Annotated in this window: 24 protein-coding genes and 1 riboswitch; of the genes, 11 read left to right on the forward strand and 13 right to left on the reverse strand. The window is 55.9% G+C overall.

Annotated features, from left to right (window positions below):
- Positions 1 to 133 precede the first annotated feature (133 nt).
- Positions 134 to 1,072 (forward strand): nuclease-related domain-containing protein, encoded by a 939-nt coding sequence (locus tag NFU03_RS04900; RefSeq protein WP_251636582.1) that lies wholly within the window; start codon positions 134 to 136, stop codon positions 1,070 to 1,072.
- 115 nt (positions 1,073 to 1,187) lie between these two features.
- On the opposite strand, the gene NFU03_RS04905 is transcribed toward NFU03_RS04900, so the two are convergent.
- Complete coding sequence (locus NFU03_RS04905; RefSeq protein ID WP_251636584.1) at positions 1,188 to 1,367, reverse strand: hypothetical protein; 180 nt, start codon at positions 1,365 to 1,367, stop codon at positions 1,188 to 1,190.
- Positions 1,368 to 1,590: 223 nt separating this feature from the next.
- Here NFU03_RS04905 and NFU03_RS04910 point away from each other — a divergent pair, with 223 nt between their 5' ends.
- Complete coding sequence (locus NFU03_RS04910) at positions 1,591 to 1,983, forward strand: thiol-disulfide oxidoreductase DCC family protein (protein WP_251636586.1); 393 nt, start codon at positions 1,591 to 1,593, stop codon at positions 1,981 to 1,983.
- A 55-nt stretch (positions 1,984 to 2,038) separates the two neighbouring features.
- Here NFU03_RS04910 and NFU03_RS04915 read toward each other — a convergent pair whose 3' ends face one another.
- Complete coding sequence (locus tag NFU03_RS04915) at positions 2,039 to 2,395, reverse strand: DUF779 domain-containing protein (RefSeq protein WP_251636588.1); 357 nt, start codon at positions 2,393 to 2,395, stop codon at positions 2,039 to 2,041.
- A gap of 112 nt (positions 2,396 to 2,507) precedes the next feature.
- Positions 2,508 to 4,049, reverse strand: a complete 1,542-nt coding sequence (adh, locus tag NFU03_RS04920) for an aldehyde dehydrogenase (protein WP_251636590.1) — start codon at positions 4,047 to 4,049, stop codon at positions 2,508 to 2,510.
- A 276-nt stretch (positions 4,050 to 4,325) separates the two neighbouring features.
- On the opposite strand from adh, the gene NFU03_RS04925 reads away from it, so the two are divergent.
- The 3 genes from NFU03_RS04925 (at position 4,326) to NFU03_RS04935 (ending at position 7,711) form a co-directional block, all read left to right on the forward strand.
- Entirely contained in the window at positions 4,326 to 5,480 is a 1,155-nt protein-coding gene (locus NFU03_RS04925) for a S1C family serine protease (protein WP_251636592.1), read from the forward strand.
- Positions 5,481 to 5,603: 123 nt separating this feature from the next.
- Positions 5,604 to 6,302 carry a response regulator transcription factor gene (locus NFU03_RS04930; protein WP_251636593.1) on the forward strand — a complete coding sequence of 233 codons (699 nt, stop codon included), beginning with the start codon at positions 5,604 to 5,606 and terminating at the stop codon, positions 6,300 to 6,302.
- Complete coding sequence (locus NFU03_RS04935) at positions 6,299 to 7,711, forward strand: sensor histidine kinase (protein ID WP_251636595.1); 1,413 nt, start codon at positions 6,299 to 6,301, stop codon at positions 7,709 to 7,711. The genes NFU03_RS04930 and NFU03_RS04935 overlap by 4 nt, the downstream gene beginning before the upstream one ends.
- Before the next feature lie 90 nt (positions 7,712 to 7,801).
- Here the strand turns inward: NFU03_RS04935 and wrbA are convergent, their stop codons facing one another.
- Positions 7,802 to 8,416 carry an NAD(P)H:quinone oxidoreductase gene (wrbA, locus tag NFU03_RS04940; protein ID WP_251636887.1) on the reverse strand — a complete coding sequence of 205 codons (615 nt, stop codon included), beginning with the start codon at positions 8,414 to 8,416 and terminating at the stop codon, positions 7,802 to 7,804.
- Between the two features lie 85 nt (positions 8,417 to 8,501).
- On the reverse strand, positions 8,502 to 9,701 hold the full coding sequence (locus NFU03_RS04945; protein ID WP_251636597.1) for a DUF3238 domain-containing protein: 1,200 nt from the start codon (positions 9,699 to 9,701) through the stop codon (positions 8,502 to 8,504).
- 91 nt (positions 9,702 to 9,792) lie between these two features.
- Positions 9,793 to 9,900, forward strand: a riboswitch (TPP riboswitch).
- 117 nt (positions 9,901 to 10,017) lie between these two features.
- Between NFU03_RS04945 and tenA the strand changes: the two genes are divergently transcribed.
- From tenA to thiW, 5 genes are read left to right on the forward strand one after another with little or no spacing between them, the layout of a single operon-like run.
- On the forward strand, positions 10,018 to 10,704 hold the full coding sequence (gene tenA, locus NFU03_RS04950) for a thiaminase II (RefSeq protein WP_251636600.1): 687 nt from the start codon (positions 10,018 to 10,020) through the stop codon (positions 10,702 to 10,704).
- Positions 10,704 to 11,510, forward strand: a complete 807-nt coding sequence (gene thiM, locus NFU03_RS04955; protein ID WP_251636602.1) for a hydroxyethylthiazole kinase — start codon at positions 10,704 to 10,706, stop codon at positions 11,508 to 11,510. Before tenA ends, thiM begins: the two co-directional genes overlap by 1 nt.
- Positions 11,507 to 12,346: a bifunctional hydroxymethylpyrimidine kinase/phosphomethylpyrimidine kinase gene (gene thiD, locus NFU03_RS04960; RefSeq protein WP_251636604.1), complete on the forward strand. Its 840-nt coding sequence runs from the start codon at positions 11,507 to 11,509 to the stop codon at positions 12,344 to 12,346. The genes thiM and thiD overlap by 4 nt, the downstream gene beginning before the upstream one ends.
- Positions 12,300 to 12,989 (forward strand): thiamine phosphate synthase, encoded by a 690-nt coding sequence (gene thiE, locus NFU03_RS04965; RefSeq protein WP_398289804.1) that lies wholly within the window; start codon positions 12,300 to 12,302, stop codon positions 12,987 to 12,989. The genes thiD and thiE overlap by 47 nt, the downstream gene beginning before the upstream one ends.
- The gene (gene thiW, locus NFU03_RS04970) at positions 12,986 to 13,480 is read left to right on the forward strand and encodes an energy coupling factor transporter S component ThiW (RefSeq protein WP_251636606.1); all 495 of its coding nucleotides are present in this window, start codon (positions 12,986 to 12,988) and stop codon (positions 13,478 to 13,480) included. The genes thiE and thiW overlap by 4 nt, the downstream gene beginning before the upstream one ends.
- 213 nt (positions 13,481 to 13,693) lie before the next feature.
- Here the strand turns inward: thiW and NFU03_RS04975 are convergent, their stop codons facing one another.
- From NFU03_RS04975 to ytxJ, 8 genes are all read right to left on the reverse strand, one after another.
- Positions 13,694 to 14,236 (reverse strand): histidine phosphatase family protein, encoded by a 543-nt coding sequence (locus tag NFU03_RS04975; protein ID WP_251636609.1) that lies wholly within the window; start codon positions 14,234 to 14,236, stop codon positions 13,694 to 13,696.
- Positions 14,237 to 14,319: 83 nt separating this feature from the next.
- On the reverse strand, positions 14,320 to 15,210 hold the full coding sequence (locus NFU03_RS04980; protein WP_251636611.1) for a dimethylarginine dimethylaminohydrolase family protein: 891 nt from the start codon (positions 15,208 to 15,210) through the stop codon (positions 14,320 to 14,322).
- A 112-nt stretch (positions 15,211 to 15,322) separates the two neighbouring features.
- Complete coding sequence (locus NFU03_RS04985; RefSeq protein WP_251636613.1) at positions 15,323 to 16,663, reverse strand: D-serine ammonia-lyase; 1,341 nt, start codon at positions 16,661 to 16,663, stop codon at positions 15,323 to 15,325.
- Positions 16,664 to 16,675: 12 nt separating this feature from the next.
- On the reverse strand, positions 16,676 to 17,293 hold the full coding sequence (locus NFU03_RS04990) for a response regulator transcription factor (protein ID WP_251636615.1): 618 nt from the start codon (positions 17,291 to 17,293) through the stop codon (positions 16,676 to 16,678).
- Between the two features lie 6 nt (positions 17,294 to 17,299).
- On the reverse strand, positions 17,300 to 18,433 hold the full coding sequence (locus tag NFU03_RS04995) for a sensor histidine kinase (protein WP_251636618.1): 1,134 nt from the start codon (positions 18,431 to 18,433) through the stop codon (positions 17,300 to 17,302).
- A gap of 86 nt (positions 18,434 to 18,519) precedes the next feature.
- Positions 18,520 to 19,572 (reverse strand): Delta(5) desaturase DesA, encoded by a 1,053-nt coding sequence (gene desA, locus NFU03_RS05000; protein ID WP_251636619.1) that lies wholly within the window; start codon positions 19,570 to 19,572, stop codon positions 18,520 to 18,522.
- A 149-nt stretch (positions 19,573 to 19,721) separates the two neighbouring features.
- Positions 19,722 to 20,462 carry an SDR family NAD(P)-dependent oxidoreductase gene (locus NFU03_RS05005; RefSeq protein ID WP_251636621.1) on the reverse strand — a complete coding sequence of 247 codons (741 nt, stop codon included), beginning with the start codon at positions 20,460 to 20,462 and terminating at the stop codon, positions 19,722 to 19,724.
- 95 nt (positions 20,463 to 20,557) lie between these two features.
- The gene (gene ytxJ, locus NFU03_RS05010; protein ID WP_251636623.1) at positions 20,558 to 20,884 is read right to left on the reverse strand and encodes a bacillithiol system redox-active protein YtxJ; all 327 of its coding nucleotides are present in this window, start codon (positions 20,882 to 20,884) and stop codon (positions 20,558 to 20,560) included.
- 204 nt (positions 20,885 to 21,088) lie between these two features.
- Here ytxJ and NFU03_RS05015 point away from each other — a divergent pair, with 204 nt between their 5' ends.
- Positions 21,089 to 21,769 carry a phosphatase PAP2 family protein gene (locus NFU03_RS05015; RefSeq protein WP_251636625.1) on the forward strand — a complete coding sequence of 227 codons (681 nt, stop codon included), beginning with the start codon at positions 21,089 to 21,091 and terminating at the stop codon, positions 21,767 to 21,769.
- The last annotated feature ends 10 nt before the right edge of the window (positions 21,770 to 21,779 follow it).

The following is a 21,779-nucleotide window of genomic DNA, read 5'->3' on the forward strand; positions in this document are numbered from 1 at the left end:
CGCGCGTAAACCGGTAGCGAGCGCGCGCATTTTCCGAGCCGGACAATCTTCATTCATTTAACCAACTATTCCAATTAGTTAGTGCTATACTGATGATGATCGTCTTAATTTGAAAGGAGTGAGCATTATCCTTATGAAATCCCGGAAGTCCCCGGCAATTGCCGCGTCGCTTTCGGCAGCGGTCCGCAGGCTTGTTCCGGATCATCCAAAAGCGCAAATGCTGCAATCCAGACTATCAGCAGTTCAGGCCGGTTATGCAGGTGAGCAGATTGTTGATCGAGTATTGGCTCAGTATGAGTTCCAGTTTCCGCATGCAGTCTTCCACGATCTGTCTCTTCATTCCAGTACCCGCTTCCAAATCGACACACTGTTCGTCACTTCTACGCATGCCGTCATACTGGAAGTGAAGAACATTGCCGGCACGCTAGTGTTCCGCGATCACCCTCCCCAGCTGATCCGGACGTTGGACAATGGCCAGACAGCCAGCTTTGAAAGCCCTATTTTTCAGGTAGAACGTAAAATTGAACTGCTGCAGGATTGGATGAAAGAACGGGAGATTCATTTGCCTGTCTGTGGAGCCATCGTACTGGCGCATTCCCGCAGTCCCGTTGCCGCGGAAACAGCGTGTATTCCCATTTTGTATCCTTCTGGAGTTCCGTCGTTCCTTCGAAATCTTCCTGCTTCCCCGATAGACTTGCCTTCACAGGAATTCTCCACATTGAACCGCCAATTGCTCGATGGCCATCAGGATTACCAGCCCGCGCCCATTGCCGAAACGTATTCCCTGACTCCTTCCGATTTCATAAATGGGGTCTTATGCAAGGAATGTCCTCTGCCCCCGAGAATGGTTAAGAACCGGTATTATTGGACATGTCCTGTCTGCGGCCAGCGGGACAAGGATGCTGACAGCCGGGCTCTCCGTGACTGGTTCACTCTTTTCGGAGGCCCATTGTCCAATGAACAGTGCCGCCGCTTCCTTCACTTGCCTGATCGGCATGCCGCCTATCGGGTATTGCGAAAGATGGGACTTACGAAAACGGGGGGATGTAAAAACCGGCGTTATCTTAGTTGATCATACGTTCTTCTATCTAAGAAAAGGCCGTCCGAGTGAGCGGGCAGCCTGGCTTTCTTTGATTTTTCATCCTAACCTGCCGGCCAACCAAAAAAACCTTCCGGCTGGAAGGTTTTTATTGGTAGTCCCTCGGGAGTTCGTGTTCGTCGAAGCCGTATTCCGGAGGGGGTGCCGGGCGGTGCGCGATGCGTTTGCTGAAGTCCGGCGCACCTTCTCCGATCATGTGCAGGCTGGCGATGTGGTCCAGGTCACTGCGAAGGTTCATTTCATCTGGATGGATGTGATGACGTTCCACTTGGATCACCTTCCCAAAATGTGATTCACATGGCGGGTCGACAATGAGTGAAGCGCAGCCAGGGCTTTACAACCAACAGACTTTCCTGCTTATAATCTATCATACTCCAACCGAATCGTCAACACTATTCTGTTTATTTTCATCTGTGCAATCGCTCGACTTGTTTCGGACATTTCCTTTTCGGCTATAGTATACATATTACTAGCGGTAAGGAGGCAGCCTTATGAAACGCGTGATTTTGTTTGACGGCGAGTGTAATTTCTGTGATGCCAGTGTGCAGTTCATCATAAAACGGGACCCTTATGAATACTTCCAGTTTGCCGCGCTGAAGAGCGAGACGGGTGAGCAGCTCGCGAAGGAGTATGGCATACCCGGGGATGTCGACAGCATGGTGCTGATCGAGAACGGGAAAACATATATGAAGTCGGGCGCCGCCCTGCGGATTGCGAAGAAGCTGGACGGCTTGTGGCATCTGGCGTTCCTGTTCATCCTCGTGCCGGCACCGATCCGGGACGCCGTCTATGATTTCGTGGCGCGCAACCGGTACAAATGGTTCGGCAAGAAAGAGGAAGCCTGTATGCTCCCCTCCCCTGCCGAGCGGAAACGGTTCATCTGATAGGATTCATGCAAAAAGACGGCTCTTCCTGTCATCCAGGAGGAACCGTCTTTTGCTATGGCTGGAGCTGCGCCGTTTCTTCCGGCGTGAAGGCACGGGAGCGGGTCAGGAAGCGTTTTCCTTCCACACCTTCCAGTGAAAACATGCCGCCCCGCCCGTCGACGACGTCGATGATCAGCTGGGTATGCTTCCAGTAGTCGAACTGCGACCGCATCATGTAGAACGGGACGCCGCCGATGTGGCCGAGCAGGACATCCTGGTCGCCGACGAGCAGATCCCCTTCCGGATAGCACATCGGGGAGGAGCCGTCACAGCAGCCGCCGGACTGGTGGAACATGAGCGGGCCGTGCTTCTTTTCGAGCTGCCGGATGAGTGCGAGTGCAGCTGCCGTCGCCACTACACGTTCCGTCATTATCCGTCTCACCTCTTTCGGAATAAGACATTTCGGATCAAGAGATTTCTGCATCCGGGAACTTCGCTCCCGAGATTCCAGATAACGAGGATTCAGATCAACCGTTCATGGATCAGAAGAACCCTTGCTTCTGTTCACTGTAGCTGACGAGCATGTTTTTCGTCTGCTGGTAGTGTTCCAGCATCATGAGATGGTTTTCACGGCCGATGCCGGATGCTTTGTAGCCGCCGAACGCTGCATGTGCCGGATAGGCGTGATAGCAGTTCGTCCAGACTCGTCCTGCCTGGATGCCGCGGCCGAATCGATAAGCCGTGTTCATGTCGCGTGTCCAGACGCCTGATCCGAGACCGTACAACGTGTCGTTTGCAATTTCAAGCGCTTCCTCTTTTGTCTTGAACGTTGTCACTGCGACGACCGGGCCGAAGATCTCTTCCTGGAAGATCCTCATTTTGTTATGGCCTTTGAAGACAGTCGGTTTCACGTAATATCCATCCGCGAGTTCCCCATCTAGCTTATTCTGTTCCCCGCCGGCGAGACATTCCGCACCTTCCTGCTTGCCGATATCGAGATAGGACAGGATCTTTTCCATCTGCTCGCTCGATGCTTGGGCACCCATCATCACCGTTGGATCGAGCGGGTTGCCGATCTTGATCGCCTCGACGCGTGCGAGAGCCCTTTCCATGAATTCATCGTAGATCGATTCCTGAATGAGTGCGCGTGATGGGCATGTGCACACTTCCCCCTGGTTCAGCGCAAACATGACGAACCCTTCAACCGCCTTATCGAGGAAATCATCGTCTTCCGCCATGACGTCCTCGAAGAAGATGTTCGGTGATTTCCCGCCGAGTTCCAGTGTAACCGGGATGAGGTTCTGCGACGCGTACTGCATGATCATGCGGCCTGTCGTCGTTTCGCCTGTGAACGCGACTTTCCCGATGCGCGGATTGGACGCAAGCGGCTTGCCGGCTTCGAGACCGAACCCGTTCACGACGTTCAGGACGCCCGGCGGCAGGAGGTCCTCGATCAGTTCCGTGAGCACGAGGATGGAAGCCGGTGTCTGTTCCGCCGGTTTCAGGACGACGCAGTTTCCGGCAGCGAGAGCCGGGGCGAGCTTCCATACCGCCATGAGCAGCGGGAAGTTCCACGGGATGATCTGTCCGACGACACCGATCGGCTCGTGGAAATGATAGGCGACCGTGTCGTTATCGATCTGGCTGACGCCGCCTTCCTGTGCGCGCACAGCCGAAGCGAAGTAGCGGAAATGGTCGATCGCGAGCGGCAGGTCGGCGTTCAGCGTCTCACGTACCGCTTTGCCGTTTTCCCACGTTTCTGCGACAGCGAGCATCTCCAGGTTCTGTTCCATACGGTCTGCGATCTTCAAGAGGATGTTCGCCCGCTCCGTTACGGACGTCTTGCCCCAGGCGTCTTTCGCCGCATGCGCTGCGTCGATCGCCAGTTCCACGTCCTCGGCAGTCGAACGCGCCACTTGCGTGAACACTTTCCCGGTGACCGGTGTCGGATTATCGAAATACTCCCCATTGGCAGGGGCTGTCCATCTTCCGTTGATGAAGTTATCATAGCGTTCTTTGAAGTGAACGAGCGCGCCTTCCGTGTTCGGGTTTGCATATGCCTGATTTTCAACCTGCTGTACCATTTCCATTCCTCCCATTTTGTAAGTGTAGTTGAGGGTAGGCCCCTCTTCTGCCCAACCATCCATCGTACGCAAGCAGTCTCACGGACATGATGGTTGTATGCGCTTACATTTTCAATCAGCGCTTCATACTCAACATATCTCACTAGTATGATAATTGCAAATTTATTCTGCAATAGCTTTCCTTCATAATTAATCCTTCGGCCATAGTCCCGTAATAATTTGTTCATAACTTCGCTCTATACTTGTCTTATGAACGAACGAGAGGGAGAGATCATGATGAATTCATCCAAAACGAAATGGGCCTTATCGACAATCGGTGCCGGGGTACTCGGCTCTGCACTCACACTCGGTGCTGTCCTGAATACGAATATCCTGCCGCAGAAGACGGAAGTCCGGTCTGCTGCGCAGGCGGAAACGCCATACAACGTCGAGCAGACGAGCGCGGTCGCACAAACATCGCTGTCCGACATGGTCGCCACTGCGTCAAAAGCGATCGTCGGCATCGATAACTATCAGTCGTCCGGCAACCGGTTCGCCGGCGAGGTCCAGGACCAGAAAGCGGGCACCGGCTCGGGCGTCGTTTTCAAGACGGACGGCCAGCATGCCTATATCGTCACGAACAACCACGTCATCGAAGGGGCTTCCAAGCTGACCGTGACGACGGCAAGCGGCAAAGAGACGGACGCCGAACTGGTCGGGACTGACCCCCTGACCGACTTGGCCGTCGTCAAGATCGACAAGAAATACGCCGAAGGGTCGCTGGCATTCGGCGACTCCAAAAAATTGCGTGCCGGTGACTCGGTCGTCGCGATCGGCAATCCGCTCGGTCTCGATTTCTCAGGTACGGTCACTCAGGGTATCGTCAGTGCGCCTGTACGTTCCATTGACGTCGATACGTCCGCAGGCAAGTGGGAAATGGACGCCATCCAGACGGACGCAGCCATCAACCCCGGCAACAGCGGCGGCGCCCTTGTCAATACTGCCGGTGAATTGATCGGCATCAACAGCCTGAAGATCGCGCAAAGCGGTGTCGAAGGGCTCGGCTTCGCGATTCCGAGCAACGAAGTGAAACCGCTCATCGAGAAACTGATGAAAGACGGGGAAATCGACCGGCCGTACATCGGTGTCGGGCTGATCGACCTGGCTGATGTGCCTGAAATGTATACGCGCACACTTCCTGCCGAAGTGGACGGCGGTGTCATGGTCGGCAATGTGGACGCCTCCTCCCCGGCCGGCAAAGCGGGCTTCCGGGAAGAGGATGTCATTACAGCAGTGAACGGGAAGAACGTCGATTCGTCGACAGCGCTGCGGAAACTGCTCTACACCGATTTGAAAGCCGGCGACCGTGCCGACTTCACCATCTACCGGGACGGGAAGAAACAGCAGCTCACCGTTCAGCTTGCAAGCAGTAAATCATCCGAAAACCGATAATGGCTCAGCAGCTGCCGCGGAAACGGCCTCCCCCTGTTTCCGCAGCGGCTGTTTTACATATGTCCACAGTTGCATATTCGCCGGTTTCCCGATACGTTAACACTAGACAGGAGGCGATGCCCGTTGAAGATCCTCGTGATTGAAGATAATGAAAGCGTGTCCCAGATGATCGGGCTTTTTTTCGAGAAGGAAGGGATCGAAGGTGAATTCGTCCTCGATGGAAAGGCCGGTTACGAGCGGGCGCTGCAGCAGCCGTGGGACTGCCTGATCGTCGACTGGATGCTGCCGTCGATGGACGGTGTCTCGATCTGCAGGTCGCTGCGGAAGTCCGGAAGCGATGTCCCGATCATCATGCTGACAGCAAAAGATACCGAATCCGACCAGGTGCTCGGCCTCGAGATGGGGGCGGACGACTACGTGACGAAACCGTTCAGCCCGCTGGCTCTGATGGCGCGCATCCGGGCCGTCACACGCCGGCGCAGTCCGGCTCCGGGCAGCACCGCCTCGCCTCCCCTCCAGACTGCACGCTTCAAAGTGGATGAACAGGCACGCGAAATCTGGGCGGACGGGCATCTTGTCGAGAACCTGACGCCGAAGGAATACGACCTGCTCGTGTTTTTCATCCGCCATCCGAAGCAGGTGTTTTCCCGCGACCAGCTGCTAGAGCACGTGTGGGGGTTCGACTTCTACGGTGATGACCGGACCGTCGATGTGCACGTGAAGCGCCTGCGGACGAAACTCGATACGCTCGGCACGCAAGTCATCCAGACAGTCTGGGGCGTCGGCTACAAATTCGACGAGACCACGGAGAACTCGTCATGAAACTGAACTACTTCACGCAGCAGCTGATCAGCCATATAAGCGTGATCGTCGCCGCGGTCCTGCTTGTAGGGCTGCTGTTCTCCCACTTTTTCGAGCAGTATGCGTTCGATACGAAGACGGACGAACTGACGCAGTACGGACAGTCACTGCTGGAGGACCTGGACAGCAGCCGGCAGCCGGCGGACGCAACACTCCGGACATTCGGCCAGGTGCTGAAAAGCCGGGAGATCCAATACAGTCTGTTCGATGAACAATCGAAAATCATCTATTCAACAGGACTGAAGACACCGCTCATCGAACTGGATGATAAGGAATGGACGAAACTGCAGCGCGGACAGGTCATCGCCGTGCGGCAGGAACAGGAACGGTTCAGCCAGGCGGTGACCTTCGTCCTGCTGCCGTACTTCCAGGGCCGGCAGTTCGTCGGGGGCGTGCTTCTGACCTCCCCGATCGAAGGAACGCAGGCCGCCATTTCGCAGATGAACCGGTATTTGCTCTATGCGGCGGCAATCGCCTTGGTGGTCGCAGTCCTGCTGAGCGGATTCCTCTCCGTCTACCAAGGCCGCCGGATCCAGCGGCTTCGCCAGGCGGCGGCAGCTGTGTCGGCCGGTGATTATGCAGTGCAGCTACCGGAAAAAGGCCGGGATGAAATCGATGCCCTCTCCGCCGACTTCAACACGATGGTGAGGGATCTCCATGAATCCCATGAGGAAATCGAGAATCTCGAAAACCGGCGGCGGCAGTTCATGGCCGACGTCTCCCACGAACTGCGGACGCCGCTGACGACGATCCGGGGGACGATTGAAGGCTTACGGGGTGACATGATCTCGGAACAGGAGAAAGGGAAAGCGCTCCAGCTGGCGGGCAGTGAAACGAAGCGGCTGCTGCGGCTGGTCAATGAAAACCTCGACTATGAAAAGATCCGCTCCAACCAGATCACACTTACGATCCAGCCGATCCGGATCCTGGATCTGTTTGAAGTCGTGGACGAGCAGCTCACCCCTCTCGCCGTGGAGCGGGAGACGGAAATCCGCGTCAGTGCACCAGCCGAGATGACTGTGCACGCCGACTACGACCGGCTGCTGCAAGTGCTGCTGAACATTACGAAAAACAGTATCCAATTCACGGAAAACGGATTCATTTCACTCAGCGCCTATGAAGAGGAGGCCAGCAGTGTCCTGCAGATCGAAGACACAGGCATCGGCATGGAGCCGGAGGAAATCGACAAGATATGGAGCCGTTTCTACAAAGCCGTCGACTCCCGGACGTCCAACCCGTACGGCGAATTCGGTCTCGGCCTGTCCATCGTCCGCCAGCTCGTGAACCTGCACGGCGGAACGATCGGAGCCGCGAGCCGGAAAGGCCGGGGGACGGTGTTTACGATCCGTCTGCCGAAACATCGTACGTGAACCGGCTGCAGGCGATCCATATATCCCCGCGCAAAAAACCGCAGGCTGTCCAGCTCTGCGGTTTTTCGTTTTCCGTCTGGCAGCGGGTGATTACAGCTGCTGCAGCGCCTTGGCAATCGCGACTGTCCGCTTCGCCTGATAGGCGACCGCGGCCTGGATCGCTTTCCGATCGGTTTTCATCTCCCCGGACTGATCGACCGCCACGCTCGTACCGTAAGGGTTGCCCCCGGCCCCGAACAGTACCGGGTCCGTATAGCCGGGTGCCGCTACAATCGCTCCCCAATGGTACATCGTCGTGTAGAGCGATAAGATGGTGGCTTCCTGTCCCCCGTGCTCATTCTGCGCGGATGACATGGCGCTGACAGCCTTGTTCGCTAATTTGCCTTGCGCCCAGAGACCGCCCGTCGTATCGATGAAGCTCTGGACCTGGCCCGGGATATTGCCGAAACGCGTCGGTACGCTGAAGATGATGGCATCCGCCCATTCCAGATCTGCCGGCGTCACTTCCGGGATATCCTTCGTCTCGTCGTGATGCTTCTTCCACGCGGCATTGGATTCGATGGCCGAAGCCGGCGCCGTTTCCTTCACTTTCAGCAGTTTGACCTCCGCCCCCGCATCCCTCGCCGCCTGTGCTGCCCATTCCGCAAGCTGATGGTTTGTTCCTGTTGAACTGTAAAACACGATTGCCGCCTTCACCATAGTGATTCCTCTTTTCTATAAAGTAGTTTCGCGCCGAACCCAGATTCTGCCCCTGTTGCCGGGATCTATACAAGGCGCATCATACATTCACTCAGCCGAGGTTGGAAAAACGCCAGTACTGGAACGCCGTCACTTCCGTCATGAACGCCAAGCCTTCACTGCGGCTCTGATGAATCGGGATCCAGCGGCTGCCTTTCCCTTTAGTAATGTAAATTTCGTGATCCGGCGATTGGTCGTGATAGCCGGTGAGATCACACGTGCCGTTCTCCCGGAAGACCGCTTGTACTTCGTAATTAATGTCCGGGGCGGTCGTCAGCGGGTTGCCGACTGCGTGTTCGAGGAAGAACCCGGTCTCCCCTTTGCCGTGGTCGAGCTGCTTCATGACGATGCCCTCGTCGGAAGCGGTGTCCCGTTCACGGATTTTCTTATCAAGTCCGTACGCCACACTCTCCCCGACGTCCTTCTTGAAGGTAAGCGGGGAACCCGGCCGGCTGTAGTCCACGTCGATATCGACAGAGGTGCGGTACGCAGCGGATTCCGGGTCGAAGTGACGGTTATCCCCTTTGAAATAACGGTTCGGCGACAGGACATTCGGGTTTTCCAGAATGTCGTCCTCAAGGAAAGTTTTGTAGCGGAAATGCCAATGGGTGACCGGCATCGGCGTCGGTGTATCTTCGACTGGTTTCAGAAGATCATGAACGCTGCCGATCGACTTCATCATCGTGAAGCCTTCGACGGACGCTTTCTTTTCCGTCGTTTTCGGATAGAAGATCCCGAACACTTTTGCGATGACCGATTTGGCCGTGTTGAACGTTTCCTCGGACTCGGCGATCGGCCGTTCACAGTAGATCGAATACGTGAGCGGCTCGTCGGCAGGGAAATCCCTGTCGATGAACCGGTTCGCCCCGACCTGCGCCAGCTCCTCCCCGTTACGGTAGATCGTATACTGGTCAACATCCTTCATGCGCTCCCAGGACAGCGCCACTTGGGATTTCGCGACAATTGTCGTCATGACGAGGGACTGAAGCGGATTGTCCGCATTCTTCTCCATCGACAACGGCGTCGTCTGCATGACGATGACGTCTTTGGTCATCCCTTCCTGCTGGCGCTCGATCGTATACTTATAAAGCTTTCCCGGTGTGAAGTCCGTGTCCTGGAAGTCCGTCGACGTCCCTTCGTAAACATGCTCTCCGTCCTTGTATACATGATACGTACCGCCCGTATCCTCCCAATCGAAAGCGATACGGCCGATTTCGTGCGTCACAGATGTGATTTCAAACCGCTGCGGCATCTGCATGGCCTCCTTTAGACGTGATATTAGTATTTTGCCCTTCTTGCCAATAATTGAAACTATGTTATAGTGGGGATGAAAACTGAATACGATTGCCCACTGGGGGAGTCTTTGCAAAAGACTGAGACGCGTATGGATATGCGGACCCTTGGAACCTGATCTGGCTCATACCAGCGGAGGGAAGTGGATCGCAACCAGGATACTTTTCTGTATGCTTTGTCAGTATTACCAATCCTAACCGCGAACCGTCCTTTTTCGGCTGCTGAGCCGTCAGGGGGCGGTTTTTTCAGTTGACTGAGGAAAGGTGAGGAGATCATTGACATTTTGTGAAGAAGTACGCCGTATGTGTGATCCGATTTGGGAGGAGAGTTTTAACCATCCGTTCATCCAGCAGCTGGCAGCGGGGACTTTGCCGGAGGAGGTATTCCGCCACTACGTACTGCAGGATTCGTATTACTTGAAGCACTTTGCGAAGGTCCATGCAATCGCAGCGGTCCAGGCCAATGACTTGCGGACGACGCAGGCGTTTGCGAAACACGCTGAAGAGACATGCGGCGCGGAGATTTCCCTGCATGAAGGATTCTTCGAGCTTCTCGGGATTACACAGGAAGACCTGGATGCGTTCGAGCCGGCGCCGACGGCCTACGCATATACATCCCACTTATACCGGACCGCCATGACCGGGGATCTGGCAGATACGTTAGCAGCCCTGCTGCCTTGCTACTGGCTGTATTATGAAATCGGCGAACGGCTGAAGCATGCAACGCCAAATCATCCTGTCTATGACAAATGGGTCGCCACTTACGGTTCGGAATGGTTCGAGCTTGCTACGATAGAACAGATCGACCGCATGAACGGGCTTGCCGATCACCTGCCGGAAGAACGGCGCATGGAACTGGCTGCCCATTTCGAGAAAAGCAGCCACTATGAAACCCGTTTCTGGGAAATGGCTTGGAATCTACAAGAGTGGTCCCCGCTCAATAAAACCGGAGCATTCTCGTGATGCATGCGGCAAAACGTCTTGCTGAAGTTCGGCGTACTGCACCGCTCGTTCATTGCATGACCAATATCGTAGCCGCAAATTTACAGGCGAACGGACTGCTGGCACTCGGCGCGTCCCCTGTCATGGCGGACGGAATGGAAGAGGCAGGCGAGATTGCCGCACTCGCATCCTGCACCGTACTGAATATCGGAACACCGGATGCCAGGAAGATCGAAGCGATGATCGCTGCAGGAAAGAGCGCGCGGGCGGCAGGCCATCCGCTCATTCTGGACCCGGTCGGCGCAGGGGCGACCCGTTTCCGGAAGCAGTCTGCAGAGCGGCTCCTCCGTGAGCTCGATGTATCCCTGGTCCGAGGAAATGCTGGTGAAATCGCGGCTATCGCAGGAATCGATTGGAAAGCCAAAGGGGTCGATGCAGGCAGCGGGAACGCGGACATTGCAGCGGCGGCCCGGTCTGTGGCGAAGAAATACTGCTGCCTGGTTGCCGTTTCAGGCGAAGAGGATATCGTGACCGACGGAACCCATACCATCAGGGTGTCAGGCGGTCACCCGGCGATGACAGGAGTGAGCGGCACCGGCTGTCTGCTGAGTGCGGTGTGTGCCGCATTCCTGGCAGCCTGTACGGAAACGCCCCTCGAGACGGTCGCAAGCGCCCTTGCATTCTATAAGAAAGCCGGCGAATCGGCGGCGGCAGCGGCTGAAGGACCCGGAGACTTTCCGATCCAGTTGCTGAATTCGCTGAATCGGCTGGACGGCACAAGCACCGAATACCGCCAGTTCACGATGGAAGAGGAGGCTATTTCATGACATATGTTGCACTGACCATTGCAGGCTCGGACAGCGGAGGCGGTGCCGGTATCCAGGCCGACATTAAGACATTCCAGGAACTTGGAGTATTCGGCACGTCCGCCTTGACAGCCATCACTGCCCAAAATACGCAAGGTGTACAGGCCGTCCAGCCTGTAGATGCGGCAATCGTGCAAGCACAGATAGAGTCCGTGCTGAGCGACTTCCCGGTAACGGCCATCAAGACAGGAATGCTGTTTTCTGCTGAGCTGATCCGTACGGTCGCACTCGCTTTGCGCAGTGTACCGGAAGTTCCGCTTGTCATCGACCCCGTCATGATTGCGAAGGGAGGCACTTCCCTGCTTCAACAGGAAGCAGTTACAGCTCTCCGGGAAGAACTTCTCCCGCTGGCCACACTGGTCACACCGAATCTGCCGGAGGCCGAGGTGCTGACAGGGATGACGATCGACTCTCCGTCTGACATGGAAGCGGCCGCGGAGAAGTTGCTGAAGACCGGCACGTCCACCGTCTTATTGAAAGGCGGTCATCGTGGAGACGTGCCCTATGCAGAAGACCTGTTCCTGTCGTCCGACGGCCAATCCTTCTGCCTGCGGTCGGAACGGGTCCGAACGGCGGACACCCATGGTACGGGCTGCACGTTTGCCGCCGCGATCACCGCAGAATTAGCAAAGGGACGCAGTATGACAGAAGCCGCAGTGACAGCAAAGCATTTCATTCAGCGGGCGATCGAAGATTCCCTCCGGCTTGGCAGCGGACACGGGCCAACCAATCACGCGGCTTACCGGATCCATGGCAATCTGCGGGAACAGGAGGTGGAAGTCATTGGAAAGTATTGACCTTGGTCTGTATTTCATCATGGGGACAAAAGACGTTCGCTCCGGCAATCCGCTGGCCGTGCTGGAATCTGCACTGCGTGGGGGTGCCACCCTTTTTCAGCTGCGGGAAAAAGGGCCCGGTGCATTGGAAGGAGAAGAGAAGTTCGCCTTTGCGAAAAGCTGTCAGCGGCTGTGTCAGGTGTTCGATGTCCCCTTCATCGTAAATGATGATGTGGATCTCGCCCTGGCTGTGGATGCGGATGGAATCCATGTCGGCCAAGATGACTGGGACGCGGCCAGGGTGCGGAAGAGACTCGGTCCCGACCGGATTCTCGGCGTGTCGGTGCATACGGTGGCAGAAGCGGAAGCTGCTATCGCAGCAGGCGCCAATTACGTCGGGATGGGGCCGGTCTTCGGGACCCGTTCGAAGCCGAATGCCCGCACTGCGGCTGGAACTGTCGGCATCCGGGAAGTGGCTGCGCGGTTTCCGGAGCTGCCGATCGTGGCAATAGGCGGCATTACAGCGGGGGCTATGGCCGAAATTTTGGCGAGCGGCGCACAGGGGGCTGCGGTGATTTCCGCAATCGCCGGTGCGGGAGACGCCGAGCAGGCTGCAGCTGAATTCGTTGCTGCACTCGGCAGACCGGAGGCGGTCATGCGATGAATGTAAAAAAGCTGTCGATCATGGCGCTGTTCGCTGCCCTGGCCGTTGCAGGTTCGGTATTTGTTTCGTTCCCTGCAGGAATTGCGCGGGCCTATCCGATCCAGCACGCCGTCAATGTAGCCGCGGCTGTACTGTTGGGTCCGGTTCCTGCCGTGCTCATTGCTTTTGTGGCAGCTGTCGTGCGTATTTTGACTGGTACCGGCTCCCTTCTTGCGCTTCCGGGAAGTATGATCGGCGCGGCACTCGCCGGGTTGCTCTATGCCCGGGTGAACAAGATAGGGGTGGCTGTTATGGGTGAGATGATCGGCTCGGGGCTGATCGCTTCGCTGGTGGCCGTTCCTTATGCGGCGGTGCTTATGGGAACATCGGTCGGAGCATTCTTTTTCATGCCGCCTTTTCTTGTCTCCAGCGTGAGCGGGGCACTGCTCGGCGGATTCCTCGCCGCTCGGCTGCAGGGGCTGCCGGTCGGTCGTCGGCTGAAAGCGCTATGAACGGCAGGCGGTTGGTGGGGAGCGGTTTTATGTTTTATGAGCGTTTTCTCGGGTTTATGAGCGCTTTTCCGCGATTTATGAGCGGTTTTCGTGATTTATGAGCGCTTTTCCGGTTTTATGAGCGTTTTTCGTGATTTATGAGCGTTTTCCGCGATTTATGAGCGCTACCCACCGGAAGGGACCAAAAAACCCAGGCAGCTGCCCGGGTCGGTGTCAGGAATGGTTCATGAGATGAGTGATCGTACCGGCGTCACCGCGGATGCGAAGTTCGTACAGATCGGGATGCTGCACCGCCTGCCATTCTTCGAAGCCGATCCGTTCATCGAAACAGCGCATGAGCAGGACGAGCAGCAGGCTGTGGGTTACGATGACCGTCCTGCTTGCTTCCGGCAGTTCCTGGATCACTTCGCAGGACCGCTGCATGGCATCATGGGAAGACTCCCCGTCCTGGTAAGCCAGATTCAGGTCGAGGAACGTGTCTTCCACTTTCAGCAGCCAATCATCGAACACTCGGGAGCTCATCTGGCGCTCGGCGAGACGGCTGTCCTCTTCGATATGGATTCCGAGTTTGTCCCCGATGGCACCGGCCGTCTGACGGGCGCGCAGCAGCGGACTAGTAATAATGCGTTCGACGGAATAGGATTCCAGCAATTCACCGAGCTCATCGGCATGGACAATGCCGGCTGCTGACAGTTCGTCGTGCGGAGCCGAACCTTCCGCTTCCCCGTGGTTCACTAAGTAGATGACTTTCTCCATTGAATGACCTCCTTCTTTGTCAATTCCTTACTTCATCCGATTGAAAAAAGGCCGTCTGCCTGACGGGCAGCGGCCTGTGTGTGTCAGTCGTTCCGGACGACCGGCATCGAACAGCAGCGGAACGAACCGCCTGATTTGATGATCTCCGAGAAATCGACTTCGATCACGTCGAATCCTTTTTGCCGCATAGCTGCATTCACTTCCGGGTTTTGCGGCAGGCTGAACAGCCGGCCTTCCCCGATGGACAGCACGTTGGTGCCCATGGAGAACTGCTCGCTTTCAGTCACTTCGATCAGATCGTAGAGGGCCTCCAGTTTCTTGCGTGTCACTTCGTCGAAAGCACTGGGGAAGTAGAGTCCTGTCTCCGGTGAAAGGACATTGAAGACGCAGTCCAGATGCAAATACTTTTCGTTGAATGGCACCCGGATCACTTCATGATCGGGAAGGCTCTGCTCCAGCTGCTGGACGGCTTCCTCGCTCGTCCGGCTGCTGATGCCGACAAACACGCGGTTCCGGTCAACGATGACATCCCCGCCTTCCACCCGGCTCTCCGATACGCGGAACGGGATGTTCTCCTGCAGAAGCCAGTTCTGCAGGGCGGCTTCCTCGCCTTTCCGGATGTCACTGGCCATTTCCGCCAGAAACAGCCGATCACCGACTGTGAAGCCGATATCGCGGGTGAAGACTTGCTCCGGAAAGCGCTCGGAAGATGGGAGTTTCACCACTTCGACGTTGTTTTCGCGCAGTTTCCTCTCGAACTCCTCGTGTTGTTCCATCGCTTTGGAGCGGTCTATATTTTCATCCTTATATTGCTTCTGTACGTCGTTGATGACGTCCTCGATTGCCATGTATTTCGGTTCACAGAGGACGACACGCCGCAGCGTATCGTATTCTGTCCGACACTGAGCCTCTGGTATGACGGTACGGGGGGCTTCGTTCTGCTGTTCTGCTGTTTTAGTAACAGGGGAATTCATAGTTGTTCATCCTCCAGATTGGATTTGTAACGATCGTGTCTGTATATATTCCCCTGATCGCTGTCCGTCAAACTGGATGCCTCAAATTCCCACTTGTCGATTAACTCGCAGTTCACTCGCTTTTTGTCGATTTCCCGGGAAATAACTCGACGGATTCCCCTTCATCATAGTAAGCTTCCATAACGTCTTCAGGCACCATCCCGCCTCCTGTCGACCAGACGAGATGCCTTGCGTCAGCCGATTGTGCAGCAGGCCGGCCGGCGCGGATCGTATACAACGGGCCCATCATCCCGGCAAGAGCGGAAGGTTCGGCCATGATCCGTTCGGTGTCCGCAAGCATCCGCAGCAGGCCGAAGAGCGTCCTGTCCTCCACGGTGAAAACTCCGTCCAGGAGCGGTGCCATGACTTTTCCGACGAACCCGGATGGCCTGCCGACCGCCAGTCCGTCTGCAGCTGTCCGGTTGTCGAGCCCGACGTCCCGCACGCTGATTGTGTCATGCAGCTTCGTCATCATGCCGAGCAGCATACAGGGGGAGCTGACCGGTTCGGCAAAGTAGCAGCGGACCGCATCCCCGTATTGCAGCTTCAGGCCGAATGCAACGCCGCCCGGACCGCCGCCGACACCGCATGGCAAATAGACGAATAGCGGATGGTCTGCGTCGATCGGGATCTGCTGCTCAGCGAGCTGGGCAGCGACCCGTTCCCCGGCGACCGCGTAGCCCAAAAAGAGGTCCCTGGAGTTTTCATCATCGACAAAGTGGCAGGAAGGGTCGTTTTCCGCTTCCGCCCTGCCCTGTTCCACCGCCTTGCTGTAGTCGTCTTCATATTCTTTCACATGGACGCCTTTGCTGCGCAGCAGGTCCTTCTTCCATTGTTTGGCGTCCGCGGACATATGGACTGTCACGTCGAAGCCGAACTCAGCACTCAGGATGCCGATGCTCAGGCCGAGGTTGCCCGTCGAGCCGACAGCAATCTTGCGGGAAGCAAAGAGATCCTTGAAGGGCTGGTCTTTGAACTGCACATAACTTCGGGACGGATCGATCAGACCCCGGTCCCCAGCGAGCGTCTCGGCGACCCGCAACACTTCATGGAACCCTCCTCTTGCCTTGATCGACCCGGATACCGGCAGCGCATTGTCCTGTTTCAGCAGGAGCATGCCGGGAATTTCCAGGCGTGCTGAAGAAGCGAGCGTCGCCTGCATGGCTGGTATGGGAGACAGGGGCGATTCGATCAGCCCTCCGCGCCCGGTTGTTTCAGGGAAGACATCTGCAAAATACGGCGCAAACCGCCGGAAACGGTCTGATGCTTCTTTGACGTCCTCTTCCGTCAGACCGGATGCCGCCAGCCCTGCTGATGCCGTCTCCGTGTCCGGATTCACCCACAGCCACTCCTTCCGGTCTGTGATGTGCCGGATGAGCGGGAAGTTTTCCATCCATTCGTTATGTCCGGTCATGTTGTCGCCTCCTCAATGATTTCTGGACCAGCCGTTTTCCTTGAACCGTTTGACCGCTTCTATGCGGCTTCCTGCTGACATTTTGTCTAAAATGATGGAGATGTAGTTCCGGACGGTGCCGGGTGTCAGGTGGAGTAAGGCGGCGATTTGCTTCGTCGTCCGCCCATCAGCGAGGTGCTCGAGCACTTCGGCTTCGCGTTCGGTCAGGGGATTGCAGATTTCAGCATCCTCCCCAAAAGCGATGTCCACGAGTTCCGGCGCATAGATGCGGCGTCCGGCCATGATGGCCCGGATGGAGCTGACGAGTTCTTCAATCGGACTGTCCTTCAGCAAATAGCCGCGGACCCCCGCCTTCCGCGCCCTTTCGAAGTAGCCGGTGCGGGCGAATGTCGTGAGGATGATGATCTTGCATGCATTTCCCTTCAATTCTTCCGCAGCATCCAGACCCGTCTTCACCGGCATTTCGATGTCCATGATGCAGACATCCGGCTCCAGCTGCTGCACTAGCTGTACCGCTTCCTCACCGTTCCGTGCCTGACCGACGACTTCCATGTCTTCTTCGAGACCGAGGAGTGAGCCGAGCGCTCCGAGAAGCATCCCCTGGTCTTCCGCTAACACGATTCGTATCATGCCCCTTCACTCCTTCACAATATGCTTCAGAACGGACGGAACAGAGAATGTCAATTCCGTGCCGCCTCCAGGTGCGGGTGTAATCCGCAATGCACCATTGACGAATTCAAGACGCTCCCTCATCCCTTCGAGCCCATTTCCGGGCAGGGCGGCGCGTCCTTCCAGAAATCCGATCCCATCATCGATAACGGAGATGGCATAGCTGTCGCCAGCAGGGTGGAACGTAATACCGCATCGCTTGGCGAAACTGTGTTTGACGACATTCGTCACTGCTTCCTTCAAGCACATGCTCAGTACATTCTCGCCGATCGGTGTGATCGTTTCGTAAACTGGCGTTCCGGTTACGCCAACCTCGATTTCAGCCGCCCGCAACACTTGCCTGACACGTTCCAGTTCTTCGGGAAGCCGGACGGCACGCATCGTGGACACCAATTCCCGTACTTCGTTCAGAGCGATGCTTGCCGTCTGGCGGATATCCCTCACCTCTTGCGCCGCCCGCTCTGGATCGCGGCCTATCAGCTTCCCTGCCAGATCACTTTTCAGCCCGATCAGGGAAAGCTTCTGTCCGAGTGTATCGTGCAAGTCACGTGCGATTCGCTGCCGCTCCGCGACCAGCGTCAGTTCGGATATCCGTTCCTGTGCGAATTCCAGCTGGCCTTCCAGCTTCTCCTGCTTGTTGCGGTTGAACAGGTTGAATGGCAGCAGGACGACTCCGATCAGCGTCAAGATCAGGAAATGCACCTGGGGCAGGAAGAGCTCGATCTCCAGGAAGAAGCCCGCTACGATTGCGCCTATCGTCACCGCGATGTGAACGCCATACATGATGAAAAATCCGGCGGGCCGTCTGATGTTGCCGATGAAAAAAGCGGTAAACAGCGCCAGGTAGACATAGCCGAACAGCAGTGTGAGCCCGACGGTGATCGCCATTTCGAGAGAGACCCACATATAGACGAGGCCGCTTTTCGATTTGAAGGAGAACCGGTAGCAGAGGAAGAACAAAAAGACCATAATGATCCCGATTGCGATGCTGACCGGCTCGGATGTCCTGAATATGAAGAAGAAGGGCAGCACACAGAAAATCACCCATATGTACACGCTGAGCCATGGATTCCGGGGAAACAGGTTATACCAGCTATCCATCCGTGTTCCCTCCCTTATTGTTTCCTTTCAGTGTACCGGTTCAAAAGAAAAAAAGCCATCTCCCTGGAGAAGATGGCTTCAGTCAGTTATTTCGTCTCTAATGATGTCTTCTCGGGTTTCAGGGCGATGGACACCGGCGTCAGTTTGGCTGCATTGCGGACCTCGCGGAAGGTGATGAATTTCTTATGTTCCGGATCGTACACTTTGTACCGGAGAGACTCCAGACTCTTCTTCACATCGATGGTCGTCGCCTTCTGAAGTGGCGGTGTCAGCTCATGCGCCATCTCCAGATTGTAGTTCGGCACACGCGGCGCCAGATGATGAACGTGGTGGAAGCCGATATTACCGGTAGCCCACTGGAGCACTTTCGGCAGCTTGTAATACGAACTGCCTTCCACTGCCGCCTTCACATAATCCCACTCGGATTCCTCTTCGAAATACGAGTCTTCGAACGTGTGCTGGATGTAGAACAGCCAGATGCCGAGCGCGCCTGCTGTGAACATCGTGATTCCCTGGACGATGACGAAGGCCTGCCAGCCGACCAGCAGGATCATCCCTGTGTAAAGGACGACCAATGCAGCGTTGATGAAATACGTATTCAGCCGTTCTTTGCGTCGTGCATCCTTCCGGTTGAACCGGCTCGAGATCAGGACAAGGTAAAGAGGGCCGAAACCGAACATGACGAGCGGATTCCGGTAGAAACGGTAGCTGAGGCGCTGCCAGAAAGAGGCTTGCTGATACTCCTCGACCGTCATCACCCAAATATCGCCGACTCCCCGTTTGTCCAGATTTGAACTGGTCGCATGGTGGATGGCATGCTCGCGCTTCCACTTCTCATACGCAAACAGTGTGAGCACACCTGTAAATGTACCGACAATGTCATTCGCTTTCTTGTTCTTGAAAAACGATCCGTGTGTGCAGTCATGGAAAATGATGAATGTCCGCACGACAAACCCGGAAGCGATGATACAGAGACCTGCTGTCAGCCAGATCGATACGGAAAGTGCCTGGTAGGCAGCAAACCAGAGGATCAACAGCGGCGGAATGGTGTTCAGCAGTTGGATTATACTTTTCTTCTTGTCTGATTTCGCAAATGGAGCCACGTTTTTGTGCAGCTGTTTCGTTTTTTCTTTACTCATGACAGCCTCCTCAGCCGAACGGTCCGAGGTGCCGGCCGTTCTGTGATACCCTTATCATACTGCCGATGAAAGGGTATCCAACAGGCATGAATGTCATGACTTTCAACGTGTTAAGTGTCATGTTTTGTGAAATCATTCACAAATTATTACTACTTCAACATGCCGCCATCGACTTCCAGCACGGTCCCATTAACGAATCCCGCTTCTTCGGACGCGAGGAACAGGTAGGCGTTCGCTACGTCTTCAGGCGTTCCGAGACGCGGTGACGGCGTCAGCTGGCGGATCTGTGCCGCCACTTTTTCAGGGATCGTGTGGATCATCTCTGTTTCGATGAACCCCGGAGCGACGGCATTGGCCGTCACCCCTTTCGGTCCGAACTCTTTGGCCCATGTTCTCGTCAGGCCGACAACAGCTGCCTTCGAAGCCGCATAGTTCGCCTGTCCGACGTTGCCGCCCGTCCCGGCGATCGATGAGGTGCTGATGATCCGGCCATACTCCGCTTCCGCCATCCCGCCGATGAACGCTTTCGTACAGTTGAAAATCCCTGTTACATTGACGTCGAGCACTTTTCGGAACGTCTCCGTCTCCATTTTGAGCGTCATGGCGTCCATCGTGATACCTGCATTGTTCACAAGGATATCCACTTTGCCGAACTGCTGGAGGATCGCCTCAGCCGTCCTGCCCACTTGCAGTTCGTCTGTTACATCCGCCTGGAAAAACGCGATGTCATTGCCTTCTGCGTGAAGCTGGCGGGCCAATTCATCGCCCGCTTTTTCGTCCATGTCGATGATCGCGACCTGTGCACCCTGCTCACAAAACAGCCGGGCAGTGACGGCTCCGATCCCTTTCGCTCCGCCTGTTATGACAGCTGTTCTACCGGTAATCCGCAATCCCAACGCCCTCTTCCTCTTAGACTTTCTGATAACTCCAAGCATACCACAATCAGGCAAAACAGGCACTGCCTGCTGGAGAAAATACGTCCTTCTCAGCTGCTGCGTTCTTCGGCTCCCGCCAAGTTATCCCGCTGGATATCATAATGCGATGCATGCCAGACGGCTTTCCCATCTTTCAGCAGCAGCACTTGGGGGGATTCGTGTCTGACGCCGGTATCTTCGGCGATTTTCTGCGATACGTCCCGGGCTGTCTGGACTACGGCCACATACTTTGGCAGCTCTGTTTCATAGAAGAGGAATTCCTGATAGCCCGCTGCACTGATCGGGCACGTACTGCTATGTTTCATGACAAATAACGGATGCCCGTCCGACTCCTGTAAGGCGTCCTGCCATTGTTGCAATGTGTGAAGTTCGTTCATGTTCATCCATCCCTTCGTGTCTATCGTATTTGTAGTGATCGTATGCTGTGCGTTACCTGATTTCCCGGTTGTCGGATTCTGTAAACAGCAGTCATGGGAGTAATGGGGGTTCCGTGAAATAATTCTCCTATATCGCTTGCATTTTACTCCGGTGTTCGTGAGAATTGGTGGGTGTCTACATGATTACGGAAAGGTATGAATGCAATGCGTGTTTTAACGGGCAGGTTGACGGCCGCCCTAATTTCCTGTCTCTTACTGGCCGCGGTTTTCGGCTATGTCGCCTATTCGATCAGCAGCGGGGGCATCGTCCGTTTCGATACGGCAGTCATTAACGCTGTCCAAGGTATGGAATCTCCAGGACTCACCGGGTTCATGAAATTTTTCACGGCGGTCGGTTCGACGAAGACTGTCTTGGTGATTTGCGCTGTGACTGCCGGGACTCTGCTGTACTTTCGGCAGAAGGCCCAGACAATCCTCTTTGTAGTGGTTATCGGCGGGACGGTTGCCATTAACCAAGTGATGAAACTCTTCTTCCACCGTGCACGGCCCGATCTGCACCGGCTGATCGAAATCAGCGGCTACTCCTTCCCGAGCGGGCATACGATGATGGCGGCGAGCCTCTACGCCATCCTGGCCTTCATCCTCTGGAGGAACATCCGCCATGCCGGACGGATCGTCTGTGCTTTCCTCGCGTTCTTCATGGTTGCGATGATCTGCATCAGCCGGATCTACTTGGGTGTCCATTATCCGAGTGATGTCGTCGGCGGACTGTGTGCGAGTACGTTCTGGGTTGTCATCGCAACGAGTGTCTATGCGGATTACATGAAGCACCGGGCCTCTGCAGGTAAACCGGCTGCCTCCCGTCCGCAGGGTGCCGGGAAATAGGAGGCGGACA

The organism is Sporosarcina sp. NCCP-2716 (genome assembly GCF_023707985.1).
Classification (GTDB): Bacteria; Bacillota; Bacilli; order Bacillales_A; family Planococcaceae; genus Sporosarcina.